Here is a 15,418-nt window from a genome sequence, read left to right on the forward strand (position 1 = left end):
CAACCTCCGGTAACTATCTGGAACCACTATCAATCCGAAAACACGGATCGTCAGACTCTGATCTTGCATTAAAGATTAATTTACAATTAGGGCGGCGATGTGGCAACGCCAGCTGATCCCTGCCACAATTATGTTCAGACATTTCCCAAAGATATCGCCCGCCACGCAAGCCGCAGCTGTGTTGCAAGGCTTGCTTTTTTGCAGATCAGTCGAAAAACGGCATCATCTGCGCCACGACGACCGAGTTTTCGGCCAAAGCCCGCGCCATCAGATCGCGTTCTTCCGCCTCAATCTCGTCACCCGCAGCCAAGCGTTCGTCCAAAGTGCCATAGCCTGATACATCCAGCGGGGCGAGATCGGCCTGTTTCAAAATCGCCACGGTTTCACGCACCGCTTCGGCCTCATCCACGCCGCTGGCATAGATCATCAGCGCCGCGCCCGTGGATTTTTCGGGCAAACCGTCCCCCGGTTTGCGCCCCACTTCGACCATCAGCGTGTAGACCTGCTGTTTGCTGCCCTCGGACATATCAATCTCCTTCGCGCGACAAACGCGCTACCTTATTCAGTCGCGCAGCAACTCGTTGATGCTGGTCTTGCTGCGGGTTTTGGCATCGACCTTCTTCACGATCACCGCGCAGTACAGGTTAATCCCGTTCTTCGATGGCATCGACCCTGCCACCACGACCGACCCGGCAGGCACTTCGCCATACATCACAGCCCCGGTTTCACGATCAACAATCTTGGTGGACTGGCCGATGAACACACCCATCCCCAGCACGCTTCCTTCGCGGATGATGCAGCCTTCAACCACTTCGGACCGCGCGCCAATGAAGCAGTTGTCCTCGATGATCGTCGGGCCAGCCTGCATCGGCTCTAGGACGCCACCAATGCCAACGCCGCCAGACAAATGCACGTTCTTGCCGATCTGCGCGCAGGAACCTACCGTCGCCCAACCGTCCACCATCGCGCCCTCATCAACATAAGCGCCAATGTTGACGAAAGACGGCATCAGCACCACGCCCTTGGCGATATAGGCCGAGCGCCGCACAATGCTGCCCGGAACCGCCCGGAACCCCGCCTTGCGCCAGTCAGCCTCGGTCCAGCCCTGAAACTTCGAGGGCACCTTGTCCCACCAGTTCGAGCCGCCATTGCTGCCGGAAATCTCATACATATCGGTCAGGCGGAACGACAACAGCACCGCCTTTTTCGCCCATTGGTTGACATGCCAATCGCCAGTGTCGCGCTTTTCCGCCACCCGCAATGCGCCGCTATCCAGCGCGCTCAGCGTCGCTTCAATCGCATCGCGCGTCTCGCCTTTGGTGCTGGTCGAGATGCTATCCCGCGCCTCCCAGGCAGCTTCAATTGCAGTCTCCAACGCGGCATAGCTCATGGCAATCTCCTCAAAGCTTTGCAGCCCTATACCGATGCAGGCGCTACCATGCAATCGCTGTGGGCGGCATCAGGCCGGCCACAGACGACGCCCCAATATAGCAAACGCCGCCCGCCTCGATCCCGAAGCGGACGGCGTCAAAGGTAGACGCGTCGCGTTACTTCATAGCGCCAATCGACCAGAACAGCGTCTCGCCCGAGCTGTCATCAACGCCGTCATTGTCGGTCACCACAAACCCGGAGCCTGCCGCATCAATCGCAAAGCCTTCGATTTTGTCGACGTTATAGCCGTTCAACACGCCCAGATCGGGCAGAAGATCGCGCACCAGTTCCTTCTTCACCACCGGAAGCGTGCCGCCCAGTTCTGCCGGGGCCAGATCGCCCAGCGCCACGCGGTAGAGCTTCTTGGTCACAGCTTTGTCGGCGATCTGGTTGTCACGCTCGATGATATAGGCCCAATCGCCCTTCACCGTGATTTCCGACAGCCCCATCCAAGCGCCTTCAGCGGGAGCATCCAGCGGGTAATGCACCGCACCCCAGGTTTCGTCCTTGGTGTTATAGGCAAGCAGTTTGACCATGCCTTTCGGATCATCCTTCCACTCGCGCTGCACCGGCATCCACAAGGTATCACCCACAACCGTGATGCCCTCAAAGCCATAGCGAGTCTCATTGGCCAGCAGTGCCTCGGGCAAACCAATCTCTTGATCTATCGCGCCCTCGGCATCGACGTGGTAGATCGCATGTGGCACCAGCTTGTCGCTGCGCCCCTCCGAGGCCAGCCAAAAGCCGCCCTCGCCATCCGCCGCAATGCCTTCCAGATCCAACTTCTGCGCCGCATCGCCGCCGCGCGTCACGACCATGGCAGAGGTGATTTTTGCGGGGGTCTGCGTGGCATCAATGCTGAAAATCGTCGGCGCGGCCGCGTAGACGCTGTCCGACACCGCGTAAAGCTTGCCCGCTTCCTTCGGATCCGCCGCAAGGCCTGAAAGCGCGCCCCAGCCGATCAGCTCTTCACTGCCCGCCGACGTGATCATCGGATAGGCCGCAGGCCCTTCCGCCAGTTGGTAAATCATCACATGCGCAGGGGCCAAACCATCCTCGCGCAGATCAACCTCATTGGCCGAAACCAGCAGATTGCGCTGCGGAATGGCCACCATGCCTTCAGGCGAAACCCCCGACGGCAGCAGTTGCTTCAACACCGGCGCCTTCGGATCGGTCACATCATAAACGCCGATGACCGAACCACGCTCCGAGGCCACAAACGCCATCGGCACCTCGCCAAACGTCGCCACCTCGACCGATTCCAGCTCAACCCCCTTGGTCTTGCTGCGGTGCTCAGGGTAATGCCCGATCTCGGCAATCGCCCGTTCCAATGACGCTCCGCTTTCATACACAACCGAGCCATCGCGGTTGAAAATCGTCCAGCTGCGCGAGCCACCTTTGTAGTCGCCCTCATTCGCCACGGCAAAGTGATCGCCGTCGACCCATTTCACGCCGTCAGGCTCGCGCAAAGCGCCCTCGCGCTTGCCCGTGAAATCCATCTTACCGTCGCGCTTGGTATCAATGCCGTCCAGATCCACCGCCCCGGCGCTGAAATGCCCCGAAACCTTGCCATCCGCACCGATCAGAACAATCTCGTTGTTCTCTTGCATGGTCAGAACGATTTCGCCCGCCGCGTTGATATCCACAAACTCCGGCTCCGGATCGTCGCCATAAAGCTCGGCCAGCCCGGTCATGTCGATCTTCTGCAGGCCCGCGCAATCGACCGCGCCATCCTTGAGCGGCAGCTTCACCACAAAGCCCGCAGGCATCTGCGGCAGATCACCGTCATTCAGATCTTCGTCACGCTCATTTTCAATGGCAATCGCCAAGAAAGAGCCATCCTTCGCCGCCGCCACCGAATCCGGCTGACCGCCCAACTCACATTCCGCCACCACAGCCTTGGTCGCCAGATCAACGCTGACCAGCTTGCCCGAGGTATTCACATAATCCTTCGAGGTGTTCACCGCCGCAAACGCCGTCCCGCCGATGATCTTCGCCGTCGTCGGCTCACCGCCCATCGCGATATTGCCCAACGGCTTTGGTGCGGCAGGGTCGGTGATGTCGATCAAACCGATCACCCCCAGCGGGCTATCGGTGTAAACCAGCGTCATGCCATCTTCCGAGGCCGAGATGATCTCGGCGCTGCTGGCGCGGCTTTGATCCTCACCCGCCGCCATGTTCAAGGGCGTGGCAAAGCTGGCAATGCGGTTGAAGTTCGGCTCTGCCAGTGCAGGCAAAGCGGCGCAAATCGCCAAAGCAGAGGTCAGGCCGGAAATCGGAAAGCGCATGGGTTGGTCCTTGGTCGAAGAAAAATCACGGCCAGCCATGCAGGGGGCGCGTGAAATGCATGCGACAGTGGCGTGACAGTTTTGAAACACTGGCCCCGCGAAACCTTGGCCCCGCAAAGATGGCCGCGCGCGTGAGGTCAACGTGCCGCCCGCAGCGATCGCCGCCAAGTGCCCTACCCGGCGTGCCCTTTCCAAGCCCCTGAAAAGCCGCTACCTCTGACTGAACTCCGGCCCAGTGAAGGCAGCGTATCCGTGAAGAAAACCGACCCTCGCCCGCATCCCTTCCGCGACTCGAAGCAAGATGTCGCTGCCACCAAGCGCATCCCTGACACCCCGCAAACCCGATCCCCCGCCTATAAACTGGCGTTTGCTGATCAAGCGTTCCTGACCCGCGAAGATCTGCGCCCGGTGCGGCTGCAACTGGAACTGCTGAAACCGCAGCTGATCCTTGACGAGATGGGCATCAAATCGACGGTCGTGCTGTTTGGCGGCGCGCGGATTCCTGATCCGGCACACAAGGCTGCCGCGAAAACCCCGATGCTGGCCGAGCTGACCAAATACTACACCGAAGCCCGCACTTTCGCCCGTCTGATCACCGAAAGAAGCCTGCAATCTTACGGCCATGAAAATGTGATCTGCACGGGGGGTGGGCCGGGGGTGATGGAGGCAGGCAACCGCGGCGCCGACGATGCGGGCGGGCAGTCGATCGGGCTGAACATCGTGCTGCCGCACGAGCAGGCTCCGAACCAGTATGTGACGCCGGATCTGTCTTTCAACTTCCATTACTTCGCGATCAGAAAGATGCACTTCCTGATGCGGGCGCGGGCGATTTGCGTGTTTCCGGGCGGGTTTGGCACTTTGGATGAGATGTTTGAAAGCCTGACCCTGATCCAGACCGGCCGGATGAAACCGATCCCGTTTTTGCTGTTTGGGCGGGAGTTTTGGGAGCGGTTGATTGACTGGGATATGCTGGCCGAAGCGGGGGTGATCTCGGCTGCGGATTTGAAGCTGTTTCAGTTTGTCGAGACGGCAGAAGAGGCTGTCGCGGTGATGGATGGGTGGGGGCTGGAATAGGTGTCCACGCGTGGACAAGGGCTGCGCTTTATATTTATCAATGGGTTAGGATAGGGTCATTCATCAAATTTTAACACATTGGTCAGATTCCACGGCCCCTGGTTTTGCGCTGTTTTCGCTTGAACACGCACAACAAAGGGCAGCGCCTGACCGCCGGGTGGGCGAGCCACCGAAGTTCTAGGCACTTTATGCCTCAGCCAATCCCGCAGAAGTTCTAAGCGGGACAGCGCAGAAGCGCCCGCCCGAGGGGGCGGTCAGGCGCTGCCCGGCGGCGCTAAAGCGCCTTGATTCCGGGCGGGAGCTTTGCTTGAGAGGTGGGGGTTCCCCCTCTCAAACCGGAACAAACCCGCCCTTCGCGGGATCAAACTGCTCCAACCCGCCCTCGCCAGTATCTGTCCACAGCCCGTGCAGGGTGAGGCGGTCGCCTTCGACGGCTTCTTTGATGAAGGGGAAGGTCATCAGGTTTTCCAAGCTGACCAGCACCGCCTCGCGCTCCAGCGCGGGCTGTTGCAGTTCGGGCGGCAGGCCGGAAATGCGCTGATAGCCGGGGCGCAGAATGTCCATCCAGCGGCCGACGAAGCTGGTTTTCTCAAGAAGTTCAGGGGCATGGCCAGAGCACATATCCAGACAGCCCTTGACGCCGCCGCAGTTGGAATGGCCCAGCACGACGATATGCGCGACGCCCAGCGACTGCACCGCATATTCGATGGTGGCCGATGTGCCGTGATACTCGCCGTCCGGGTTATGCGGCGGCACGAGACCCGCGATATTGCGGTGGATGAAAAACTCGCCTTCGTCCGCGCCGAAGATCGAGGTGACATGCACGCGGCTGTCGCAGCAGGAAATCACCATGGCGCGGGGGTGTTGGCCATTGGCGGCAAGACGGCGATACCACGCCTTATTGTCGTTGTAGGTGGTGGCTTTCCAGCCGTGAAACCGTTGCACCAGATAGCTTGGCAGCGCGCGAATGTGGCTCATGGTCATCCTCTCGGCTTTGGTCTTGCCGTGTAGTTATGCTGCAATCGCAGAAAATTCGAGAGATTTCTTTGGCGGGCAGCAACGAATTGTTCAGCACAAGGGCGCAAAGTGAGGTCGGGTGTGTCGGAGGGTGTGATGGAAAATGTGGTGGCTTTGCGGCCAAAGGAACGGGTGCGGCAGGATGCCGAGCCGATTGCGACGATTTATCAAAACCTTGGCACCTCGGGGGCAGAGCAGGTGGTGACGCGGGCCTTGGGCGAATTGGCTTTGACGATGGCCGGGCTTGCGGCGCATGTCCGTGCGCATGAAATGGGCGATTTGCTGCGGCAGTTGCGACGGTTGCAGCGCATGGCCGAGAATTTGGGCATGGTATCCTTGGGGCTGGTGGCGGGCGATTTGCGGGTCTGCATGGACCGTTCGGATACCACGGCTTTTGCGGCGGTCTGGGCGCGCCTGCTGCGGATCGCCGAGCGGTCTTTGGCCTCGGACAAGGCGTTGATTGCGCAGATGGATCAGACGCCGTTTTAGGAGGGACGGCTGGCATCTATCGGGGTCTTGCGGCGGCGGATGGAAGCGGTAGGCTCGGGGCAGCTTGCAAAGGATACGCCGATGGTTCCCGTTTTTGCTGAAGATGCCGCCGTTGCGCGCCCCCTGTATGTGGTGGCCGCCGATGCGCTGGATGACTTTCTGGCGGCGCAGCCTGACACGGTGCGGGAGTGGCTGACGGGTTCGGGTTTTGCTGCGGCATTGGGTGATCTGCGGCTGATCCCGGGCGCGGGCGGCGTGGTGGCGGCGGTGGTGGGCTATGGCAATGCGGCTGCGCGGGCGCGCACGCGGTTTGCCTTGGCCAAAGCTGTGGGCCTGCCCGCAGGGGCTTGGCGGTTGGAGGGCGAACTTACCCAAGCCCAGCGAGACGAGATCGCCCTCGGCTGGCTGCTGGCGCAATATCGGTTTGACCGCTATCGCAGGGTGAAGGCGTCTGAGGCGACGCTTGTGCTGCCAGAGGGCTGCGACGGCGCGCGTCTGCTGGCGATGGCGGCGGGGGAATATCTGACCCGTGATCTGATCAACACTCCGGCACAGGATATGGGGCCGGATCAGCTTGAGGCCGCATTTGTGGCGCTGGCCACACGGTTCGGCGCGCGGGCGAAAGTGGTGAAGGGCGATGCGCTGCTAGAGCAGAACTTTCCGATGATCCATGCGGTGGGACGGGCCTCGCCGCGCGAACCGCGGTTGCTGGAATTGCATTGGGGCAATGCGGGGCCAAGCCTGACGCTTGTGGGCAAGGGTGTGTGTTTTGACACTGGCGGCTTGAACATCAAGACCGCTGGCATGCTGTTGATGAAGAAAGATATGGGTGGGGCTGCCACGGTGATGGGGCTGGCGCAGATGATCATGCAGCTGGGATTGCCGATCCGGCTGCGGGTGATTGTCGCTGCGGTTGAGAATGTGATCGCGGGCAATGCATTGAAACCAAAAGATATTCTTACCTCACGCAAGGGCCTGACGGTCGAGATCAACGATACCGACGCCGAAGGCCGTCTGGTGCTGGGCGATGCGCTTGCGTTGGCAACCGAAACGCCCGTCGATGTGCTGATCTCGATGGCGACGCTGACCGGGGCTGCGCGCACGGCGCTTGGGCCGGATCTCGCGCCCTATTACACGGATGATACCGAGATGGCGGCTGCTTTGGAGTCTGGGGCCGCCCAAAGCTTTGACCCGGTCTGGCGGCTGCCGTTCCACACCCCCTATGAGCATATCATCGAACCCGGCATTGCCGATCTGGACAATGCGCCGGGTTGGGGCTTTGCCGGGTCGGTGACGGCGGCGCTGTTCTTGCGGCGCTTTGCGGATCACCCGCGCTATATGCATTTCGACATCTACGGCCACACCCCCGCCGATGCCCCCGCGCGGCCCAAAGGCGGCGTTGGCCAAGGTGCGCGGGCCATTCTTGCGGGGCTGCCCGCCATGCTGGGGCTATAAGATGGATCGCCGCACCACACCCGCCACCCCGCGCGTCGCCCATATCTCGCTGAAAGGCTTGGTCGAGGCCCCCCGCTACACCGAAGGCGAAGCGCGCCGGGTCGCCATGCCTCTGGTCGATTTGCTGCGTGCCCCCGGCGGTGCCCGCGACCGGCAATTGCTGCTGGGCGAAGGCTTTACGGTCATCGACCATCAGGATGGCTATGCCTTTGGCTTTGCGACGAAAGACGGCTATTGCGGCTGGCTGCCCGAAACGGCGATTGGCGAGGGGCCGAAGCCCACGCATTGGATCGCCACCACCGGCACGCATCTTTATCCCGAACCGCGCGTGCAATCGCCCGAGATTGCCGCGCTGAGCATGGGCGCACAGGTGGCGGTGATCACCCAAGGCGCGAAATTCACTGAAACCACCCAAGGCTTTATCCCGACGCCGCATCTGCTGCCGATCGGCCAACACCACAAAGACCCGGTTGCTGTCGCCGAAAGCTTCCTTGGCACCCCATACCTGTGGGGCGGCAATTCCCGCGCCGGGATTGATTGCTCGGGTCTTGCACAAACGGCCTTGCTTGCCTGCGGCATCAAAGCCCCCGGCGATTCTGATTTGCAACAAAGCCTTGGCCATGCGCTTGCCGAAGACGCCGCCTTGCAGCGCGGCGATCTGTTGTTCTGGAAGGGCCATATCGCGCTGGTCGTCGATGCCAACCGCCTGATCCACGCCAACGGCCATACGATGTCGGTCGCATATGAAAACACGGAAAGCTGCATCGCCCGCATCCTTGCAGCAGATCACGCCCCCGTCAGCCACCGGCGCAGGCTTTAGGCTTTCTACCTATGCCACGCCGCCCCGGGGTTGATCTGGAGCCTCTTCGGACACCACGAGGCCCCAGATCAAGTCCGGGGCGGCGGGGCTTGGGCGGCAGTGCAGTTCAGTCCACCGGACGGATCAACTTTTGTTCTAACACCCGCAACACGCTGGCCAGATCATGGCCACGCCGCAGAATGAATCCATCCATCCCGACCACGGCATACATGCCCTGTTTGGCGCGCAGCTTGGGGCGCTTTTCGATGCGATACAAAGGAAATTCGGCGGTGCGGCGGAACACCGAAAACACCGCCACCTCACGCAGGAATGACAGGCCATAATCGCGCCACTCGCCCGCCGCGACCATCTGGCCATACAGCCGCAAAATCGCCCCCAACTCGTGGCGATCAAAAGTGACCTGATCCGGCAGGGGCTCGGGTGGTGGGAAAGGGGTCGGCGTTTGCACCGTCATATGGAAAGTCTACCCAAGGGCTTCCGCAAATCAAGCCCTGCAAAATATGGCGCGCACAACCGAGACGGGAAAATGCCGCTTCCCCGTTGAAATTCGCGCCCCGATTTGGCCACCACAATGCCCACAAATGGCCCCGCCTTCTTCGCATCCCCGCCGCCTTCGATCTTCATAAAGAACGGGCTACAGTGAAACGAAACCGGTGGAGCAGGTCTTTGCCCCCGCCCAGCTTGCTTCACCGGCGCTGTCGCAAGTGAGGCCTCTACCGCAAGGTGGGGGCCTTTTCCATGTTAGGCGTCAGAGTTATGCGTCAGACGAAACCCGAAGCCAGTCGCAATTCTCCGACCGTCAGGCCACGACAGTTGGTTTGCGGCGCGGGCAACCGCTTTTGCGCCATCGGATGCGCGGCATCCAACACCCCCAACTGCGCCAGAATCGCCACCAAAGCCGCTTCCGAGGCGCGGGAATTGCCGTCTTCGATCTTCAGGGCGATGCCGAGCTTCTTCTCGGGGATGATGGCGATAAACACCGCTTCGGCCCCGGTTTTGATCGCAACCCGCCCGCCCATTGCCCGCATCAACTCGGTACAGGCGCGCCCCTCTCCGGCGACCAGCTCCGGGTGCGCGGCCATGGATCGCGTCAGGCGGTGCATCGCGCGATCGCGCACCGAACCGCTCTGATCCGCTGCGGCAAATTTCGCCATACCGCGCGCCAAGCCCGCAACGCTCATCGCGAAATTAGGGGCCGAGCAGCCGTCGATGCCATAGCCTGCGGCGGTCTCATCGGTGACTTCTTCGGTCGCGGCCTTGATCGCCTTTTGCAGCGGGTGATCCAGCTCGACATATTCCGGACCGGCTTTCAGATGCCGCGTGGTGGTCAGAAAGCCCGAATGTTTGCCGGAACAGTTGTTGTGCAGCTGGCAGGGCGCTTCCTGCGCTAAAATCAGCCGATCACGCTCGGTGCGGTCATAGGGTTCGTGCGATCCGCAGCGCAGATCTGCTTCGCCCAGACCCAGATCAGCCAACCAGCGGCTGGCCATGTTGACATGCAGCGCGGCCCCCTGATGGCTGGCGCAGGACAAGGCAATATGCGCATCGCTCAGACCCGCCGCATCAGCCGCGCCGGATTCCAGCAAAGGCAGCGCTTGCAGCATCTTGCAGGATGAGCGCGGAAAGATCACCCGCCCCGGATCGCCCCAGGCCTGCACCACCTCGCCTGCCTGATCACAGACCACCGCATGGCCGCGATGGGTGCTTTCCAGCAGCCCGCCGCGCCAAAATTCGACCATTTCTGCCGCTGCCATATCTTCCCCCCAGCCAAATCTCGTCACATATGCGCGATTTTCTGCCCGTGATGCCCCGGCAGGGCTTTCACGGCACGTCATTTTTCGGTTATGAAGGCATATCGAGTGAAAATGCACCGCGCCACCGAAAAACCGCACCTGAAGCGGCAGTAGGGCGGGCAGAGGCAAAGCGGCTTGGAGGCTGTAGAATATGACAAGCTGGATGACGCGCGCGGCAGGCGTGGCGATGATTTCCATGACAGGGTTTGCGGCACTGGCCACTGGCGCTATGGCGCAGGAATCCAGCAATCGCGTTGCAACCATGACGGATTGGAGCGTTTTTGCCGACAAGAACCCCACCGAATGTTGGGGCGTGTCCAGCCCGAAGGAAACCGTGAACACCAAGGACGGCAAGCCCGTCTCGGTGCGGCGCGGCGATATTTTGCTGTTCGTCACCTTCCGCCCCGGCGCCAAGGGCGAAACCTCGTTCTCGGGCGGCTATCCGTTTGCGCCGGGTTCTACCGTGAAGTTGGACATCGACGGCACCGGTTTTGATCTGTTCGCGGATGGCGAATGGGCATGGCCGGGCACCGCTGAAGATGATGCGACGATTCTGGCGGCGCTGAAGAAAGGCACCACTGCGGTGCTGACGGCGCGTTCTGCCAAGGGCACCCAGACCAAAGACAGCTTCAGCCTGCGCGGATTTACCGCCGCGATGGACGAAGCCGGCAAGCAGTGCCAGTAAGCCATCTGGCGTTTTAACCATCTGATTGTTCAACGAATTTCGCAACCGGGGCATTGGCCTCGGTTGTTTGCATTTGGCGGATTTGTTCGCATTTTTAGCCGTCTGGTTGATTTTGTTCTCTTTATGTTCTATATTCGACTCAGTACGCTAAACTGAGGTGATGCTATGGAAGACACCACATTCGCCATCGCCGCGACGGAACGGCAAATTTCCTACGCCCGCGCACTGGCGCAGCGCAATGGCGTTAACCTGCCGTGGGAGGTGCAACTGGATCGCCGCAGACTCAGCACCTGGATCGACGCGCAGGCCAAGCAGCGGCCACTGGAAACCGATGGGCGGCCTTCGTCGAAACAGGTGGCCTTTGCCGAAAAGATCGCCCGGATCAAACGCCGCGCGGTGCCGGATGAATGTTTTCGGGATCGGCAATTGTTGTCGCGCTGGATCGACAGCAATCGTTAGGGCTAACATCCTGCACTGAATGGGTAGCAGGTCGGAAATGGCCGCAAAACCGTGTCAATCCGCGCATGCTGACTGCGCATTAATGCGGAACATGCAGCCATTGCCCCCGCCTTGCGCGAAAGCTATGCAGCGGGGGCAAATCCGCCAAACTGCGCCAATCCGCGCATCTGCATGGAAGCTAGCCGCATGAACCAGTCGTTGAAGCCCGCCCGTATCGCCTTTGTCAAAGCCCGTTGGCATGCCGAAATCGTCGATCAGGCGCATGAAGGCTTTGTCGCCGAAGCAAAGACCCTGCTGCCCGGCGCTGTGATTGACGCCTATGAGGTGCCCGGCGCGTTTGAAATGCCGCTGGTGGCGAAAAAGCTGGCGCAAAGCGGTCGCTATGATGCCATCGTTGCCGCCGCTTTGGTGGTCGATGGCGGGATTTACCGGCATGATTTCGTCGCCGGTGCGGTGGTGACTGGCCTGATGAATGTCGGCCTTGAAACTGGCGTGCCGTGCTTTTCGGTGTCGCTGACGCCGCATAACTTCCAGCCGGTTGAAAGCCTGATCGCCTATTACACCGCGCATTTCGTCAAAAAGGGCGCTGAGGCCGCGCATGCGGTGCAGCAGATTTTGGCGCTGCAACCGCAATTGGTGGCAAAATAACTTAAGGTTCGGCGCTGAACGGGACGGGACAGCCAGGCAAAGCCTGCATTGCATGGTTTTGTTTTGGCCGCTTATCGCCTATATGGGCATATTCACCGCCCAAGGACTCGTCATGACTGCGCCGATCATCGCCACACCGACCAAGCCAGCCCCGATCACGCAAGACGTGCTGACCATCCCCCGCAAGCTGGCAGAGGGCGGCAAGCCGAATCTCGTTGGCATGACGCGCGAGCAGATGCGCGATGCGTTGATCTCGGCGGGCACCGCCGAGAAAATGGCCAAGATGCGGGTCGGTCAGGTCTGGCAATGGATCTACCATTTCGGCGTGCGCGATTTTGACCGCATGACCAACCTTGCCAAGGACTACCGCGCGCTGCTGGCTGAGAATTTCGTGCTGGAGGTGCCGGAAATCGTCACCAAACAGGTTTCCAGCGATGGCACCCGCAAATATCTGGTGCGCATCGCTGGCGGGCACGAGGTTGAGGTGGTCTATATCCCCGAAACCGACCGTGGCACTTTGTGCATTTCCAGCCAGGTCGGCTGCACGCTGACCTGCAGCTTCTGCCACACCGGCACGCAAAAATTGGTGCGCAACCTGACGGCGGCGGAAATTGTCGGCCAAGTCATGCTGGCGCGCGATGATCTGGGTGAATGGCCGCAACCAGGCGACCGTAATCTGGGCAGCCGTCTGGTCAGCAATATCGTGCTGATGGGCATGGGCGAGCCGCTGTATAATTTTGAAAACGTCCGCGATGGCATGAAGGTCGTGATGGACAACGAAGGCATCGCTTTGGGCCGCCGTCGCATCACGCTTTCGACCAGCGGTGTGGTGCCGGAAATCGCCCGCACCGCGAATGAGATCGGCTGCCTGCTGGCGGTTTCCTTCCACGCCACCACAGACGAGGTGCGCGATGTGCTGGTGCCGATCAACAAGAAATGGAACATCGCGACCCTGCTGGATGCGCTGCGCGACTATCCGAACCTGACCAATTCCGAACGCATCACCTTTGAATATGTCATGCTCGATCATGTGAATGACAGCAAGGAAGACGCCTATAGGCTTGTTGAATTGCTGCGCGGCATCCCGGCCAAGGTCAATCTGATCCCGTTCAACGAATGGCCGGGCGCGCCGTATAAACGCTCATCTGGTAATCGCATCCATGCTTTCGCCGATATCTTGTATAACGCGGGTTTCGCCTCGCCGATCCGCACCCCGCGCGGGGAGGACATTATGGCGGCCTGTGGACAGTTGAAATCTGCAACCGAAAAGCAACGCAAATCGGCTTTGAAGGCTGCCGCGGCAGAATAATCGCCGATTGTGTGCGCACAATGGAACCTGCGACAACTTTACGCTTCCCAGCAAGCCATGCTGGCGTCATAACCATTTACGAAGCAGCAATCATGGTCTGGCATCATCGCCCGACCCAATCAACACAAGGCGCTATTCAGGCGCTGCGGCCCTCCGGTGGCAGACCGGGCGAGCGTAAGGGCGCTTTTGATGACACAGACCGAGACTACCGCGCAGGCAGTTGAGCGTTCCGCAAAAGAATGGGTGCTTGTGCTGGCGAAATACCGCGAGCCTTCTACCTTCCGCTCGGTCTTCGAGCTGATGGCGACCTTGGTGCCGTTTGTGATGTTGTGGGGCTTGGCTTGGGCCTCTCTCAGCGTCAGCTACTGGCTGGCCTTGGCGCTTGCCATGCTAAACGGGGTGTTTCTGGTGCGGATCTTCGTGATCCAGCATGATTGCGGCCATGCGTCTTATTTCAACAATCGCACCGCGCAAGACTGGCTGGGCCGCTGTCTGGGGGTGCTGACGCTGACGCCCTATGATGTGTGGAAACGCACCCATTCGATCCACCACTCGCATCACGGCAACCTTGATCAGCGCGGTATTGGGGATGTGTTGACGCTGACGGTCGAAGAATACCGCGCGCGCAGCCCGATGGGGCGTCTGCTGTATCGGCTGTATCGCAATCCGGTGGTTCTGTTTGTTCTGGGGCCAAGCTATCTGTTCATCCTGCAAAACCGTTTGCCGTTTGGGCTGATGGACAAGGGCTGGAAATACTGGACATCGGCGATGGGCACCAATGCGGTGATTGCGATTGTCTTGGGGCTGATGATCTGGCTCGGTGGTTTCATGCCGGTGCTGCTGATCTATCTGCCAACCTCGGTGATTGCGGCGACGATCGGGGTTTGGCTGTTCTATGTGCAGCATCAGTTTGAAGAAACGCATTGGTCGAAAACCGAAGAATGGCAGCTGCATGAGGCGGCTCTTGAAGGCTCGTCGCATTACGTTTTGCCGCAGCCTTTGCGCTGGTTGACCGCCAATATCGGCATCCATCATGTGCATCATCTGTACAGCCGCATCCCCTTCTATCGCCTGCCCGAAGTGTTAAAGGATAACAACGTGTTGGCAGAAGCGCAGCGCCTGACGATCTGGGAAAGCCTGCAATCTGTGAAGCTGCATCTGTGGGATGAAAAGCTGCAAAAGCTGATGTCGTTCCGCGAGGCGAAGCAACTATATGGGCGGCTATAACATGGGTGAGACGGTGCGACTGACTGCCTCGGATGGCTTTAGCTGTGATGCCTATGTGGCGCGGCCCGCCGGTGCGCCGAAGGGTGGCATCGTGGTGGTGCAAGAGATTTTCGGCGTGAACGCGCATATCCGCAGCGTCGCGGATCGCTATGCGGCGCTTGGGTATCTGGCGATTGCGCCCGCGCTGTTTGACCGGGCCGAGCCCGGGTTTCAATCCGGCTATCAACCCGAAGACATGCCGCGCGCTTATGAGATGATGGGCAAGGTCTCCAGCGGTCCCGCGCTGTTGGACATTGCCGCCGCGATCGGTTTCGCGGCAGAGGCTGGCAAGGTTGGGGTTGTGGGCTATTGCTGGGGTGGCACGTTGGCGTGGTCGGCTGCGGCCAATCTGCCCGGCCTGTCAGCGGCGGTCGGCTATTACGGCGGCGGCGTGCTGGGGTTGACCGATTTGCAACCCGCCTGCCCGGTGATGCTGCATTTCGGTGCGCTCGATGGTCATATTCCGGTCGACAAAGTGCAGGAATTTGCCGCCTCACGGCCCGAAATCCCGGTATTTATCTATGATGGCGCGGATCACGGTTTCAACTGCGATGCCCGCGGGTCTTATAACGCCGCCGCGGCGCAATTGGCCCAAGAGCGCACTTCGGCGCATTTCGCAAAGTATCTTCTGTAGCAAAAGCAACCCAGTGCCGATCAGGCGCTGGGGTTACGGCACCACATAGC

16 protein-coding genes are annotated in these 15,418 nt (G+C 60.3%); 10 read left to right on the plus strand and 6 right to left on the minus strand.

Annotated elements, in window-relative coordinates; translation table 11 throughout:
- Window positions 1-205 precede the first annotated feature (205 nt).
- The 3 genes from QQJ98_RS04485 to QQJ98_RS04495 all read right to left on the minus strand — a co-directional run bounded on the left by QQJ98_RS04485 (window position 206) and on the right by QQJ98_RS04495 (window position 3,719).
- A complete protein-coding gene (locus QQJ98_RS04485; RefSeq protein ID WP_284324125.1) occupies window positions 206-526 on the minus strand; it encodes a DUF8846 family protein in 321 nt (106 codons plus the stop codon).
- A 36-nt stretch (window positions 527-562) separates the two neighbouring features.
- Window positions 563-1,390, minus strand: coding sequence for a 2,3,4,5-tetrahydropyridine-2,6-dicarboxylate N-succinyltransferase (gene dapD, locus QQJ98_RS04490; protein WP_284324126.1), 828 nt, complete (start codon window positions 1,388-1,390; stop codon window positions 563-565).
- 157 nt (window positions 1,391-1,547) lie between these two features.
- On the minus strand, window positions 1,548-3,719 hold the full coding sequence (locus QQJ98_RS04495; protein ID WP_284324127.1) for an esterase-like activity of phytase family protein: 2,172 nt from the start codon (window positions 3,717-3,719) through the stop codon (window positions 1,548-1,550).
- 252 nt (window positions 3,720-3,971) lie between these two features.
- On the opposite strand from QQJ98_RS04495, the gene QQJ98_RS04500 reads away from it, so the two are divergent.
- Window positions 3,972-4,793: an LOG family protein gene (locus QQJ98_RS04500; protein WP_284324128.1), complete on the plus strand. Its 822-nt coding sequence runs from the start codon at window positions 3,972-3,974 to the stop codon at window positions 4,791-4,793.
- A gap of 330 nt (window positions 4,794-5,123) precedes the next feature.
- Here QQJ98_RS04500 and QQJ98_RS04505 read toward each other — a convergent pair whose 3' ends face one another.
- Window positions 5,124-5,771, minus strand: coding sequence for a carbonic anhydrase (locus QQJ98_RS04505; RefSeq protein WP_284324129.1), 648 nt, complete (start codon window positions 5,769-5,771; stop codon window positions 5,124-5,126).
- Between the two features lie 135 nt (window positions 5,772-5,906).
- On the opposite strand from QQJ98_RS04505, the gene QQJ98_RS04510 reads away from it, so the two are divergent.
- The 3 genes from QQJ98_RS04510 to QQJ98_RS04520 all read left to right on the plus strand — a co-directional run bounded on the left by QQJ98_RS04510 (window position 5,907) and on the right by QQJ98_RS04520 (window position 8,574).
- Window positions 5,907-6,299: a hypothetical protein gene (locus QQJ98_RS04510; RefSeq protein ID WP_284324130.1), complete on the plus strand. Its 393-nt coding sequence runs from the start codon at window positions 5,907-5,909 to the stop codon at window positions 6,297-6,299.
- A gap of 81 nt (window positions 6,300-6,380) precedes the next feature.
- Window positions 6,381-7,754, plus strand: a complete 1,374-nt coding sequence (locus QQJ98_RS04515) for a leucyl aminopeptidase family protein (RefSeq protein ID WP_284324131.1) — start codon at window positions 6,381-6,383, stop codon at window positions 7,752-7,754.
- Window position 7,755: 1 nt separating this feature from the next.
- Window positions 7,756-8,574, plus strand: a complete 819-nt coding sequence (locus QQJ98_RS04520; protein WP_284324132.1) for a C40 family peptidase — start codon at window positions 7,756-7,758, stop codon at window positions 8,572-8,574.
- 106 nt (window positions 8,575-8,680) lie between these two features.
- Here QQJ98_RS04520 and QQJ98_RS04525 read toward each other — a convergent pair whose 3' ends face one another.
- Both QQJ98_RS04525 and QQJ98_RS04530 read right to left on the minus strand, forming a co-directional pair.
- Window positions 8,681-9,028 carry a DUF2794 domain-containing protein gene (locus QQJ98_RS04525; RefSeq protein ID WP_284324133.1) on the minus strand — a complete coding sequence of 116 codons (348 nt, stop codon included), beginning with the start codon at window positions 9,026-9,028 and terminating at the stop codon, window positions 8,681-8,683.
- 307 nt (window positions 9,029-9,335) lie between these two features.
- Complete coding sequence (locus QQJ98_RS04530; RefSeq protein WP_284324134.1) at window positions 9,336-10,328, minus strand: asparaginase; 993 nt, start codon at window positions 10,326-10,328, stop codon at window positions 9,336-9,338.
- Window positions 10,329-10,518: 190 nt separating this feature from the next.
- Between QQJ98_RS04530 and QQJ98_RS04535 the strand changes: the two genes are divergently transcribed.
- The 6 genes from QQJ98_RS04535 (at window position 10,519) to QQJ98_RS04560 (ending at window position 15,368) form a co-directional block, all read left to right on the plus strand.
- Complete coding sequence (locus QQJ98_RS04535) at window positions 10,519-11,052, plus strand: invasion associated locus B family protein (protein WP_284324135.1); 534 nt, start codon at window positions 10,519-10,521, stop codon at window positions 11,050-11,052.
- 165 nt (window positions 11,053-11,217) lie between these two features.
- A complete protein-coding gene (locus tag QQJ98_RS04540) occupies window positions 11,218-11,511 on the plus strand; it encodes a hypothetical protein (RefSeq protein ID WP_284324136.1) in 294 nt (97 codons plus the stop codon).
- Window positions 11,512-11,697: 186 nt separating this feature from the next.
- On the plus strand, window positions 11,698-12,159 hold the full coding sequence (locus QQJ98_RS04545; RefSeq protein WP_284324137.1) for a 6,7-dimethyl-8-ribityllumazine synthase: 462 nt from the start codon (window positions 11,698-11,700) through the stop codon (window positions 12,157-12,159).
- Window positions 12,160-12,271: 112 nt separating this feature from the next.
- Window positions 12,272-13,468, plus strand: coding sequence for a dual-specificity RNA methyltransferase RlmN (rlmN, locus tag QQJ98_RS04550; RefSeq protein ID WP_284324138.1), 1,197 nt, complete (start codon window positions 12,272-12,274; stop codon window positions 13,466-13,468).
- Window positions 13,469-13,657: 189 nt separating this feature from the next.
- Entirely contained in the window at window positions 13,658-14,695 is a 1,038-nt protein-coding gene (locus tag QQJ98_RS04555) for a fatty acid desaturase (RefSeq protein ID WP_284324139.1), read from the plus strand.
- The gene (locus QQJ98_RS04560) at window positions 14,682-15,368 is read left to right on the plus strand and encodes a dienelactone hydrolase family protein (protein ID WP_284324140.1); all 687 of its coding nucleotides are present in this window, start codon (window positions 14,682-14,684) and stop codon (window positions 15,366-15,368) included. The genes QQJ98_RS04555 and QQJ98_RS04560 overlap by 14 nt, the downstream gene beginning before the upstream one ends.
- The last annotated feature ends 50 nt before the right edge of the window (window positions 15,369-15,418 follow it).

This window comes from Cypionkella aquatica, assembly GCF_030161095.1.
GTDB lineage: Bacteria > Pseudomonadota > Alphaproteobacteria > Rhodobacterales > Rhodobacteraceae > Cypionkella > Cypionkella aquatica.